Origin of the sequence: Pseudomonas wadenswilerensis, from assembly GCF_900497695.1 — a bacterium.
Taxonomy (GTDB): Bacteria; Pseudomonadota; Gammaproteobacteria; order Pseudomonadales; family Pseudomonadaceae; genus Aquipseudomonas; species Aquipseudomonas wadenswilerensis.
In genome coordinates, this window is record NZ_UIDD01000012.1 from 71,081 (window position 1) to 82,687 (window position 11,607).

General features: G+C 62.5%; 10 protein-coding genes. 7 read left to right on the top strand and 3 right to left on the bottom strand.

Going from position 1 to position 11,607, the window contains the following annotated elements; all coding sequences use genetic code 11:
- The first annotated feature begins 16 nt into the window (after positions 1 to 16).
- From CCOS864_RS25120 to CCOS864_RS25150, 7 genes are all read left to right on the top strand, one after another.
- Entirely contained in the window at positions 17 to 1,282 is a 1,266-nt protein-coding gene (locus tag CCOS864_RS25120) for a DUF3426 domain-containing protein (protein WP_115088968.1), read from the top strand.
- A 213-nt stretch (positions 1,283 to 1,495) separates the two neighbouring features.
- A complete protein-coding gene (dusB, locus tag CCOS864_RS25125) occupies positions 1,496 to 2,509 on the top strand; it encodes a tRNA dihydrouridine synthase DusB (protein WP_115088970.1) in 1,014 nt (337 codons plus the stop codon).
- Entirely contained in the window at positions 2,506 to 2,826 is a 321-nt protein-coding gene (gene fis / locus CCOS864_RS25130; RefSeq protein WP_003186237.1) for a DNA-binding transcriptional regulator Fis, read from the top strand. Before dusB ends, fis begins: the two co-directional genes overlap by 4 nt.
- An 82-nt stretch (positions 2,827 to 2,908) precedes the next feature.
- Positions 2,909 to 4,516: a bifunctional phosphoribosylaminoimidazolecarboxamide formyltransferase/IMP cyclohydrolase gene (gene purH / locus CCOS864_RS25135; RefSeq protein ID WP_115088971.1), complete on the top strand. Its 1,608-nt coding sequence runs from the start codon at positions 2,909 to 2,911 to the stop codon at positions 4,514 to 4,516.
- A 168-nt stretch (positions 4,517 to 4,684) separates the two neighbouring features.
- On the top strand, positions 4,685 to 5,980 hold the full coding sequence (gene purD, locus CCOS864_RS25140) for a phosphoribosylamine--glycine ligase (protein ID WP_115088973.1): 1,296 nt from the start codon (positions 4,685 to 4,687) through the stop codon (positions 5,978 to 5,980).
- A gap of 135 nt (positions 5,981 to 6,115) precedes the next feature.
- Positions 6,116 to 8,887, top strand: coding sequence for a hybrid sensor histidine kinase/response regulator (locus tag CCOS864_RS25145; RefSeq protein ID WP_115088974.1), 2,772 nt, complete (start codon positions 6,116 to 6,118; stop codon positions 8,885 to 8,887).
- 45 nt (positions 8,888 to 8,932) lie between these two features.
- The gene (locus tag CCOS864_RS25150) at positions 8,933 to 9,529 is read left to right on the top strand and encodes a MarC family protein (protein ID WP_115088976.1); all 597 of its coding nucleotides are present in this window, start codon (positions 8,933 to 8,935) and stop codon (positions 9,527 to 9,529) included.
- On the opposite strand, the gene CCOS864_RS25155 is transcribed toward CCOS864_RS25150, so the two are convergent.
- The 3 genes from CCOS864_RS25155 to CCOS864_RS25165 are packed head-to-tail and all read right to left on the bottom strand — an operon-like array spanning position 9,526 to position 11,569.
- Positions 9,526 to 10,149 carry a hypothetical protein gene (locus CCOS864_RS25155; protein ID WP_115088978.1) on the bottom strand — a complete coding sequence of 208 codons (624 nt, stop codon included), beginning with the start codon at positions 10,147 to 10,149 and terminating at the stop codon, positions 9,526 to 9,528. The genes CCOS864_RS25150 and CCOS864_RS25155 overlap by 4 nt on opposite strands.
- Positions 10,142 to 10,825, bottom strand: a complete 684-nt coding sequence (locus tag CCOS864_RS25160) for a hypothetical protein (RefSeq protein ID WP_115088981.1) — start codon at positions 10,823 to 10,825, stop codon at positions 10,142 to 10,144. Before CCOS864_RS25160 ends, CCOS864_RS25155 begins: the two co-directional genes overlap by 8 nt.
- 54 nt (positions 10,826 to 10,879) lie before the next feature.
- Entirely contained in the window at positions 10,880 to 11,569 is a 690-nt protein-coding gene (locus CCOS864_RS25165; protein WP_115088982.1) for a hypothetical protein, read from the bottom strand.
- Positions 11,570 to 11,607: the final 38 nt, after the last annotated feature.

Genomic DNA, 11,607 nt, shown 5'->3' on the forward strand with positions numbered 1-11,607 from the left:
TAACCCGGACCGCCGCATGACCGACAGTTTCGTCACCCAGTGCCCGCATTGCCAGACCAGCTTTCGCGTCAGCCACAATCAGCTGAGCGTGGCCCGCGGTGTGGTGCGTTGCGGCGCCTGCCTGCAAGTGTTCAACGCCGCCCGGCAACTGCTGGAGCAAAGCGCGGCGCAGAACCCGCCTGCGCAGCCGGCGCCGGTCGAGCCTGTGGTGGAGCCCGCGCAAGCGCCCAGCCAGCACGAGTGGAGCGCCGCAGAACTGGACCTCGACCAGCTCGATCTGGATCAGGAACTGGCGCGCCTGGAACAGCGCGAAATCCAGCCGACGACCGAGTTCAAGGCCGCCGCCCCGCGCGAAGACAGCCTCAGCGCGCACCGCGACAGCCCCGAGCAGGACGACCAGCACTGGCCCGACAGCCTGTTCAGCAGCCCGGCCTCCGAGCGCGAACAACTCATTGCCGAGCTCGACGAGCCACAGCCACCGCTGATCGAACAGGAAGCCCTGGACCTCGCGCCGGCACCGGGCGAGCGCACCGAGCCTTCGCTGTCGCTGGATGTACTCGACGACGATCTCGATGCCCCGGCACCACCCGCGCAGCCGCTGCATGCCGATGATGACGAACTGCCCGGCGAACGTTTGTCGGCCCGGGAGCCTGACGACGACCTGGACAACCCCGAGCCTGAGCTGGTCGAACGCCGCGAACCAGGCCTGGGCCCGAGCGGCCGCCGCGCTGACCGCAAGGAGCCGCTGCTCGACCTGGTCGACGACCCGATTCAGCTCGGCTGGCAGAAACCCAAGGTCAACTGGGGCAAGCGCCTACTGTGGATCTTGCTGATCCTGCTGGCTGCCGCGGCGCTGGCCGGCCAGTACATCTGGTACCAGTTCGACGAACTGGCCCGCCAGGACCGTTACCGTCCATGGTTCCAGACGATCTGCCCGACCGTCGGTTGCCAGGTGCCGTCGCGGGTCGACATTGCCCGGATCAAGAGCAGCAACCTGGTGGTGCGCAGCCACCCGGACTTCAACGGTGCATTGATCGTCGACGCGATCATCTACAACCGTGCGCCCTTCTCCCAGCCGTTCCCGCTGCTGGAACTGCGCTTTGCCGACCTCAATGGCCAGTTGATCGCCAGCCGCCGCTTCAAGCCCACCGAGTACCTCAGCGGCGAGTTGGCCGGCAAGGGCGAAATGCCCAGCCAGACGCCGATCCACATCGCCCTGGACATCCTCGACCCGGGCCCCAAGGCAGTCAACTACAGCCTGTCATTCCGGTCCCCGGAATAACAGGCGAGCGGCAAGCTGCAAGCTTCAAGCCACAAGGAAAAGCAGCCCCATACGCTGATCCGTTTTTACTTGCGGCTTGAAGCTTGCAGCTTGAGGCTTAAAGCCAACTGTTCAGATTTTATCCAAATCCATCTTTATCCGGTCACCGAGAGCGGGTATCATGCCAACCCTTTTTCGAACTCTAATGATCCGGCCCCACAACAGGGAACTCCTATGTCGGCGGTACGCATCGGCCCATACACACTGCAGAACGCCCTGATCCTCGCGCCGATGGCCGGGGTCACGGACCAGCCCTTTCGTCAGTTGTGCCGGCGAATGGGTGCAGGCCTGGTGGTGTCGGAGATGGTCAGCAGCGACATGAGCCTGTGGAACAGCCGCAAGTCGCGCCTGCGCATGATTCACGAAGGTGATCCCGAGCCACGCTCGGTACAGATCGCCGGTGGTGACGCGCAGATGCTCGCAGCAGCGGCCCGGGCCAATGTCGAGGCCGGCGCACAGATCATCGACATCAACATGGGCTGCCCGGCAAAAAAAGTCTGCAACAAGGCCGCAGGCTCTGCTTTATTGAAAGATGAAGCCCTGGTCAGCGAAATCCTCCACGCGGTGGTTGCCGCCGTGGACGTGCCGGTCACGCTGAAGATCCGTACCGGCTGGGACAGGGCCAACAAGAACGGCCTGACTGTGGCGAGGATCGCCGAGCAGGCCGGGATCCAGGCACTGGCGGTACATGGACGCACACGCGCCGACCTCTACACCGGTGAAGCCGAATACGACACCATCGCGGCGATCAAGCAGGCGGTGTCGATCCCGGTTTTTGCCAATGGCGATATCACTTCGCCAGAAAAGGCCCGGGCGGTGCTGGATGCCACCGGGGCCGACGGTCTGCTGATTGGCCGGGCTGCCCAGGGGCGGCCATGGATCTTTCGCGAGATCGAGCATTACCTGCGCACCGGCGAAAAACTGCCGGCGCCGCATCTGGACGAAGTGGAACGAATTCTGCTGGAGCACCTGACCGCGTTGCACGCCTTCTACGGCGATGTGATGGGCGTACGTATCGCCCGCAAGCACGTTGGTTGGTACCTGGCAACGCTACCGGGCGCCAAGGAGTTTCGCGCCCAGTTCAACCGTTTGGAAGACACGCAAGCGCAGTGCGCCAACGTTCGCAGCTTCTTCAGCGAACGTGAACAGAGCCTTGAGACAGAGGACGGACAAGGGGTGGCCGCATGACGATGATGACCGAGACTTTAGTGAGTGGAACAACGCCCGTGAGCGACAACGTCAACCTGAAACAGCACCTGAATACGCCGAGCGAAGAGGGTCAGACCCTTCGCGGCAGTGTGGAAAAGGCGCTGCACAACTATTTCGCCCATCTTGAGGGCGCGGCCGTCACGGACGTGTACAACCTGGTGCTCTCGGAAGTCGAAGCGCCGTTGCTCGAAAGCGTAATGAACTACGTCAAGGGTAACCAGACCAAGGCCAGCGAGCTGCTCGGGCTCAACCGCGGCACCTTGCGCAAGAAACTCAAGCAGTACGATTTATTGTAAGCAAGCATCCAAACCAGAAAAGGCGGCTCCCATTCGATGAGGTCGCCTTTTTTGCTGACTCCACCGCGTTATGGAATCTGAAATGACCGACCAGACTACCCGCCTGCCGATCCGCCGCGCCTTGATCAGCGTCTCCGACAAGACCGGGATCCTTGAATTCGCCCGTGAGCTGCAACAGCTCGGCGTCGAGATCCTGTCCACCGGCGGCACCTTCAAGTTGCTCCAGGACAATGGCGTTGCCGCGGTGGAAGTTGCCGATTACACCGGCTTCGCTGAAATGATGGACGGCCGGGTCAAGACCCTGCACCCGAAAATCCACGGCGGCATCCTCGGCCGTCGCGGTACCGATGACGCCATCATGGCCGAACACGGGATCAAGCCGATCGATCTGGTCGCGGTCAACCTGTACCCGTTCGAAGCCACCATCTCCAAGCCTGGCTGTGACCTGCCGACCGCTATCGAGAACATCGACATCGGCGGCCCGACCATGGTCCGCTCGGCGGCCAAGAACCACAAAGACGTCGCCATCGTGGTCAACGCCAGCGACTACGGCCAGGTTCTGGAAAACCTCAAGGCCGGCGGCCTGACCTACGCCCAGCGCTTCGACCTGATGCTCAAGGCGTTCGAGCACACCGCCGCCTACGACGGCATGATCGCCAACTACATGGGCACCGTGAACCAGGCTGCCGAGAGCCTTTCGACCTCCGGTCGCAGTGAGTTCCCGCGCACCTTCAACAGCCAGTTCGTCAAGGCCCAGGAAATGCGCTACGGCGAGAACCCGCACCAGAGCGCGGCGTTCTATGTCGAGGCCAAGCCTGCCGAAGCCGGCATCGCCACCGCCGTACAGCTGCAGGGCAAAGAGCTTTCGTACAACAACGTGGCCGATACCGACGCCGCGCTGGAATGCGTGAAGAGCTTCGTCAAGCCGGCCTGCGTCATCGTCAAGCACGCCAACCCGTGCGGCGTGGCCGTCAGCCCGGACGCCGAAGGCGGTATCCGCCAGGCCTACGAACTGGCCTATGCCACCGACACCGAGTCGGCCTTCGGCGGCATCATCGCCTTCAACCGCGAGCTGGACGCTGAAACCGCCAAGGCCATCGTCGAGCGCCAGTTCGTCGAAGTGATCATCGCCCCGAGCGTCAGCGACGAAGCTCGCGCCGTAGTAGCTGCCAAGGCCAACGTACGCCTGCTGGCCTGCGGCGAGTGGTCGGCTGAACGTGCCGCTGCCTGGGACTTCAAGCGCGTCACTGGCGGCCTGCTGGTGCAGAGCCGCGACATCGGCATGATCACCGCGGGCGACCTGAAAGTGGTCACCAAGCGCGCGCCGACCGAGCAAGAGATCCACGACCTGATCTTCGCCTGGAAAGTGGCCAAGCACGTCAAGTCCAACGCCATCGTCTACGCCAAAAACCGCCAGACCATCGGTGTCGGCGCCGGCCAGATGAGCCGCGTCAACTCCGCCCGTATCGCGGCAATCAAAGCCGAGCACGCTGGCCTGCAGGTGCAGGGCGCGGTCATGGCATCGGATGCGTTCTTCCCGTTCCGTGATGGCATCGACAACGCTGCCAAAGTGGGCATCACTGCGGTAATCCAGCCGGGTGGCTCGATGCGCGATGCCGAAGTCATCGCAGCCGCTGACGAAGCCGGCATCGCCATGGTCTTCACCGGCATGCGTCACTTCCGGCACTGAGTGAAGCAGCGACAAGCTCCAAGCTGCAAGCTGCAAGAAAAAGCGCATCGAGTCGCATCCTCTTGCAGTTGCAGCCCCTTAAATTTCAGAGTTGCAAGCTACGCAAAGGGCAGCACTGGCTGCTTTTTCTTGTAGCTTGCAGCTTGCAGCTTCTCCGAAGGAGCCTTCATGAAAATTTTGATTATCGGTAGCGGCGGTCGTGAACACGCCCTGGCCTGGAAAGTCGCTCAGGACCCTCGGGTCGAGAAAGTCTTCGTTGCCCCGGGCAACGCCGGCACCGCCACTGAAGCCAAGTGCGAGAACGTCGACATCGACGTCAGCGCCCTGGAGCAACTGGCCGATTTCGCCGAGAAGAATGTCGCCCTGACCATCGTCGGCCCTGAAGGCCCGCTGGTTGCCGGTGTCGTCGACCTGTTCCGCAGCCGCGGCCTGGACTGCTTTGGCCCAACCAAGGGCGCAGCCCAGCTGGAAGGCTCCAAGGCTTTCACCAAGGACTTCCTGGCGCGCCACAAGATCCCGACCGCCGACTACCAGAACTTCACCGAGATCGAGCCAGCGCTGGCTTATCTGCGTGAAAAAGGCGCGCCGATCGTGATCAAGGCCGACGGCCTGGCCGCCGGTAAAGGCGTGATCGTCGCCATGACCCTGACCGAAGCCGAAGATGCCGTACGCGACATGCTCGCCGGCAACGCCTTTGGTGACGCCGGTTCGCGCGTGGTGATCGAAGAGTTCCTCGACGGCGAGGAAGCCAGCTTCATCGTCATGGTCGACGGCCACAACGTGCTGCCAATGGCCACCAGCCAGGACCACAAACGTGTCGGCGACGGCGACACCGGCCCGAACACCGGCGGCATGGGCGCCTACTCGCCAGCGCCAGTGGTCACCGCCGACGTGCACCAGCGCGTGATGGACCTGGTGATCTGGCCAACCGTGCGCGGCATGGCCGAGGAAGGCAACGTCTACACCGGCTTCCTCTATGCCGGCCTGATGATCGACAAAGCCGGCAACCCGAAAGTCATCGAGTTCAACTGCCGCTTCGGCGACCCGGAAACCCAGCCGGTCATGCTACGCCTGGAATCGAGCCTGGTGCTGCTGATCGAAGCCGCCTTCGCCAAGGCCCTGGACAAGGTCGAAGCACAGTGGGACCCGCGCCCGAGCCTGGGTGTAGTCCTGGCTGCCGGTGGCTACCCGGGCGACTACAGCAAGGGTGCTGCGATCAATGGCCTGGACGCTGCCGCGAAGCTCGAAGGCAAAGTCTTCCACGCCGGCACCGCGCTCAAGGATGGCCAGGTGGTTGCCACTGGCGGCCGCGTGCTCTGCGCCACCGCCCTGGGCAACAGCGTCGAGTCCGCGCAGCAACAAGCCTACCGCCTGGCTGCCGAGATCAACTGGGACGGCAGCTTCTACCGCAAGGACATCGGCTACCGCGCCATTGCCCGCGAACGCGGTGAACACCAGCAGTAAACAGGTGCCTGGAGGCAGCGACGCGGCAAGCGTCCTGCCCCCGGCTCGTCGACAGGGCCCGCCATGGGCCTTGCCTTCGGCTTGGCGCGCCGCGCATAGTTACCATCCGGCATTTGGCTAAGAAGGGATTTCGTCTTGCGTTGGCTCAGGATTGCCATTGGTCTCACCGTCAGCTTGCTGACCCTGCTCTGCCTGTTCCCGGCTGCGGCCGAACAAGGCAGTGGATGGGCGGTATTGCTTGACGATCAGGCCAGCCTGCAATTGAGCGATGTACGTTCCGAACGCTACCGCAACCAGTTCAGCCCCCTCGAACTCAACGAACTCAACGCTGCCACGCCCGACCAGGCGTTGTGGCTGCACTACCGGCTGGAGCCCGGACAGCAGGAAAAACTGCTGCGGGTCTTCGCCCCCGACCTGTCGCGCCTGGACCTTTACGCCCTCAACGGCGATCGACTGATCAAGCAGATCCACAACGGTCGCCAGAACGACAGCGGTGACCCTTACCTGCGCAGCAGCGACCATGTCCTGGCCCTGCCCAACAGCGCGCAACCGCTGGACGTCTACCTGCGCCTGGTGTCAGAGCACCAGCTGCGTCCGGCCATCAGCCTCGAGCCTGCCGCCCAGGCCGCCGCCGACCAGCGCCAGCCGCTGTTCTTCGGCCTGTTGTTCGGCTGCCTGCTGATGCTGATGCTGCACAACCTGATCCGCTTCGCCTATTCACGCTCCAGCACCAGCCTGGCCCTGGCGGTCTACCATGCGCTGATGCTGCTCAGCGCGCTGATTTTGCTCAACCTCAGCGGCCCCTGGTGGAGCCTCTGGCATTCGGCGCAAACACCGGCGGCCTACCTCACCGCCCTGTTGGCATCGCTGGCCGGCCTGACCTTCACCCTGCGCTTCTTCACGCCCTGCGAACAACCGCGCCTGAGCCGCCTGCTGCAGGTGGAAATGCTTGTCGTCGCGCTCTGCGGCCTGCTGCTGTTGTTCGTCGATACCCTGCCGCTGAACCTGATGACCTACGCGCTGATGGCCTTGGGCAGCCTGACCATGCTGCTGGTGTCCAGCTACCACTGGTACAAGGGCTACGCCCCGGCGCGGCTGTTCGCCGTGGCCATGCTGGTGTTCAATATCGGCTGCCTGGTGGTGTTGCCGGCCCTGCTTGGCCTGACCCGCACGCCAACCCAATGGCTGTTGTTCATACTCCTTGGGCTGACCAGCGTCAGTGGCCTGTTGCTCAACCTCGCGGTCAGCGAGCGTTTGCGGCGCATCAGTGAAGAACGCTTCAGCGCCAGCCGCGAGCTGGCTGCCAGCAACGCCGAGATCAATGCCAAGGCCGAGTTCCTGGCCAAGATCAGCCACGAGATCCGCACGCCCATGAACGGCGTACTGGGCATGACCGAGCTGCTGCTCGGCACCCCGTTGTCGGTCAAGCAACGTGATTACGTGCAAACCATCCACAGCGCCGGCAACGAGCTGCTGACCCTGATCAACGAGATCCTCGACATCTCCAAGCTCGAATCCGGGCAGATCGAACTGGATGACGTGCAGTTCGACCTCAATGCCTTGATCGAAGATTGCCTGAGTATCTTCCGGGCCAAGGCCGAACAACAGAACATCGAACTGATCAGCTTCACCCAGCCGCAGGTGCCGCGGGTCATCAGTGGCGACCCGACACGCCTGCGCCAGGCCTTGCTGAGCCTGCTGGAAAACGCCCTGAAGAAAACCGACCAGGGCGAGATCCTGCTGGTGGTCGCCCTCGATCAACGCGGTGACAGCCCGCGCCTGCGCATTGCCGTGCAGGACAGCGGCGAACCGATTCCGCCGGGTGAGCGCGAAGCGCTGCTGCAGGCAGAACTGCACAGCAAGCATTTCCTTTCCAGCAACAAGCTCGGCGGCCACCTGGGGCTGGTGATCGCCAAGCAGCTGATCACCCTGATGCAGGGCGAGTTCGGCATCAAGACCAGCCACAGCATGGGCAACACCCTGTGGATGACCCTGCCGCTCGACCCATTGCGTCTCGAACAACCGCCCGCCGACCTCGACGGCCCGCTGCGCGGCGCCCGGGTGCTGGTGGTCGACGACAACGACACCTGCCGCAAGGTTCTGGTACAGCAGTGCAGCGCCTGGGGCATGAACGTCAGCGCCGTGCCTTCGGGCAAGGAAGCCCTGGCTCTGCTGCGCACCAAGGCGCACCTGCGCGACTACTTCGATGCGGTGCTGCTCGATCAGAACATGCCCGGCATGACCGGCATGCAGCTGGCGGCGAAGATCAAGGAAGACCCGAGCCTCAACCACGACATCCTGCTGGTGATGCTCACCGGCATCAGCAATGCGCCGAGCAAGGTCATCGCCCGCAATGCCGGGGTCAAGCGTATCCTGGCCAAACCGGTGGCCGGCTACACCCTCAAGACCACCCTGGCCGAAGAGCTGGCCCAGCGCAGCAAGGGCCAGCCGAGCATACCGATGCAGGCCAGCCTGTCAGCGCCATTGAACCTGCCCAGCGATTTCCGCATCCTGGTGGCCGAAGACAACAACATCTCGACCAAGGTGATCCGCGGCATGCTCGGCAAGTTGAGCCTGGAGCCAGACACCGCCAGCAACGGCGAGGAGGCCTTGCAGGCGATGAAGGCCAACCATTACGACCTGGTGTTGATGGACTGTGAAATGCCGGTGCTCGACGGTTTTTCCGCCACCCAGCAGTTGCGCATCTGGGAAGTCAGCAACCAGCGCCGGCGCACGCCTGTGGTAGCCCTGACCGCGCACATCCTCGCCGAGCACAAGGAGCGCGCGCGCCTGGCGGGCATGGACGGGCACATGTCCAAACCGGTAGAGCTGTCGCAACTGCGTGAACTGATCGAACATTGGGTGGCGCGCCGCGAAGCCGAATCAAGTCAGATTCCGACCCCGTAATTCGCATACACTTCCCTCTCGTCACCCTTGCCGCGAGCCTCGACCATGCTTCATGAGTTATTCAGCGTCTACCTGAAAATGCTCGTGCTCTACAGCCCGTTCTTCGTGCTCTCCTGCTTTATCAGCCTGACTCGCGGCTACTCCAGCAAGGAGCGCAAGCAACTGGCGTGGCGCGTCGCAATCGCCGTGCTGGTTGCCAGCGTATTGCTGTACCTGTTCGGGAGGGCGATCTTCGGCATATTCGGAATTACGGTGGATGCTTTTCGCATCGGCGCCGGTAGCGTGCTGTTCATTTCCGCGCTGGGCATGGCCCAGGGAAAATCGGCGGTGCAGACCGACAACGTGCAGCAGGACGTGACCATCGTGCCGCTGACCATCCCCCTGACCGTCGGCCCAGGCACCATCGGTGCGCTGCTGGTGATGGGTGTTGGCCAGCCACACTGGGACGACAAACTGCTGGCCATCGTCAGTATCGCCCTGGCCAGCTTCACGGTTGGCCTGGTGCTGTACCTGTCGAACCGTATCGAGCGGATTCTCGGGGATCAGGGTTTGCAGATCGTTAGTCGCTTGATGGGCTTGTTCGTCTGCGCCCTGGCGGCGCAGATCATCTTTACCGGGATCAAGGGCTACCTGGTGCCCTAGAGTTCCAGTTCAAGGATTTCCCGCAGGGCGATAGTCTCCAGGCTCCGCTCCACCTTGCTTCTGAACTGTTGATCGAACAGACGGGTGTTAAAGCGCACCAGCTCGGCCCTGACCTGCTGGTGTCTGCGTTTACGAAACAGAAAGCCGGCGGCGACTTGCGATTGCTCAAGCTCTTCGTAATACAGCACCATGTCCACCGCGCCATTTCGGCCCGGCGCACACGGCAACAACTGAAACACGCCCTGCTCACGCGTACGCCGCTCAAACTGTACCAAGGCCCTGGCGTCCTGCTTGAGCCCCCGCATGGCCAACTCCGTCGAACTTGCATACTGGCTGCCGGCGACGGCCGAGATGGCCTTTAGCGCGCTATCGACAATATCCGAGCGTTCGTTGCCCGGCCAATGGACCTCGCTAGGCGGCACCGCGTCCCAGCCATAGAACTTCAGTTTGTTCTTGTAGTAGCTGTACCAGTTCTGCACCTGGCCCTGTTCATGGACAAAGCGGGTTTCCCGTTCGGCTTGCAATACTGCAAGCTTCACCGAGCTGCGTTGCGCAGGAGTCAGGCCGGGCATGAACGACATCAGGCCGGCGCCCACCACTGTTGCCTGTGGCTTATTCATGAGCATCTCCTGGCACTCTGTGCAACAAGTCGCCTCGCTCCTGTTGCTTGTGCTCGATCAAGGTTCGCAACTGGGCACGCTGGAGCTCGAAGCGTTCAACGTCCAGTTGCGCCGACAGCCCCTTGACCACAACCTCCCCCTGCAACGCCCTTGCCAGCAACGGTCCCTCGAAATTCACCCGCTCTACAGCTTCGCTGGTGTGCAAGGCGATACTGCACAGGTTGATCACCGGCCCCGGGTGGACCAGTCCAATCTCCAACGCAAGCCGCGTACCGCACTGACTGCTTTCGAAGGTGAAACCGCGAAAGCCGTCCAGGCTGCTCTGTGCCCGGTTCAGCCTGACCAGACCCTGCTCGATGACGTTGTCCGCCGAGGGGAACTGGCTGTCCAGCCACAGCCGTAAAGGCTGGATGGGTGCGAGCAATGAACATGCACCGGCAGACTGCGTATCGTGGAAGAACTGGGTAATGATCCAGCCGCGCTCGGAAAGCTCCTTGCGGTATCGCCCATACCACGGTGGATAGTCCAGAAAACGCGAGCCCACAACCTTGTTGGCCCGCAACTGGCAGTACAACAGCGAATCGAGTACTGCCTGGCGCTGGGCAGGCGTTACCCCGGCGGCAATCAGCAGCAGGGTGCCGCCAGCCGTCCATACCGAGTAGTCGTCCGTTTCCATGATCCTTGCTCCTGAAATGCCAGGATGGCCCGGCGAGCGAGCCACCCCGGGCGGTCAGATCTCGTAGTCGAGCACGTTGCCGAGGCTGCGGTCGCCCAGTTTGCTCTCGATAGTGGCGCGCACCCGCTCGTACACCGGCTTGTTGAACGACAGCGCCGCAGCGCCGGTATAGAACTCGGCGGAACTGCTGTTCCATTCCAGAACGAAGACATCCAGGTCCTTGGCAGAGGTGTCCGAATGGATGCAGCTCATGGCCAGGACCACTTCACCGTCGGAGGTTTCGATACAGGAGGCCAGACCGATGGTGGCGGTTTTTTTGTTTTTGACGTTGCGATCAAACAGCTTCTGCGCCTGCTCAACCTGCCCCAGCTTCGCCAGCGCATCGTTAGTCAGCTTGTTCAGCGCCACACCGACGGGACCGCCCATCACCGCAGTGCCTATCGCGCCCAGCGCCTTGGAGGCGACGGCGCCGACAGTCAGCGTCTTGGAGGAAGTAAATTCGCGCTCATAGCTACGACGTGCGGTGACCCAGCCACAGTCCTGCAGAACTTTAAGAAACTGCTTGAACCAGGCTTCACCCTGGCCTTCCTGGTCATACAGCTTGCTGGCCACCAGGGATGCGAACTGGTAAGAGTTTTTCACGTCGGTGCGGCTTTGCACTGACATGCCGGCACCAAATGCCATCAGCGATTGTTCCAGAACTGCAGCGGTATTGGTGCTCAGAATTTCGGTGGTGTCGTTCATCTCGAATAGTCCTTTTCATGAAGCCCCGGTCGCTATCG

Excerpts from the sequence above, each read along its gene's own strand:
- CCOS864_RS25160 (WP_115088981.1), bottom strand. The coding sequence starts at position 10,825 with ATGGAAACGGACGACTACTCGGTATGGACGGCTGGCGGCACCCTGCTG.
- CCOS864_RS25165 (WP_115088982.1), bottom strand. The coding sequence starts at position 11,569 with ATGAACGACACCACCGAAATTCTGAGCACCAATACCGCTGCAGTTCTG.
- purH (WP_115088971.1), top strand. The coding sequence starts at position 2,909 with ATGACCGACCAGACTACCCGCCTGCCGATCCGCCGCGCCTTGATCAGC.
- CCOS864_RS25155 (WP_115088978.1), bottom strand. The coding sequence starts at position 10,149 with ATGAATAAGCCACAGGCAACAGTGGTGGGCGCCGGCCTGATGTCGTTC.
- purD (WP_115088973.1), top strand. The coding sequence starts at position 4,685 with ATGAAAATTTTGATTATCGGTAGCGGCGGTCGTGAACACGCCCTGGCC.
- dusB (WP_115088970.1), top strand. The coding sequence starts at position 1,496 with ATGTCGGCGGTACGCATCGGCCCATACACACTGCAGAACGCCCTGATC.
- CCOS864_RS25150 (WP_115088976.1), top strand. The coding sequence starts at position 8,933 with ATGCTTCATGAGTTATTCAGCGTCTACCTGAAAATGCTCGTGCTCTAC.
- CCOS864_RS25120 (WP_115088968.1), top strand. The coding sequence starts at position 17 with ATGACCGACAGTTTCGTCACCCAGTGCCCGCATTGCCAGACCAGCTTT.
- fis (WP_003186237.1), top strand. The coding sequence starts at position 2,506 with ATGACGATGATGACCGAGACTTTAGTGAGTGGAACAACGCCCGTGAGC.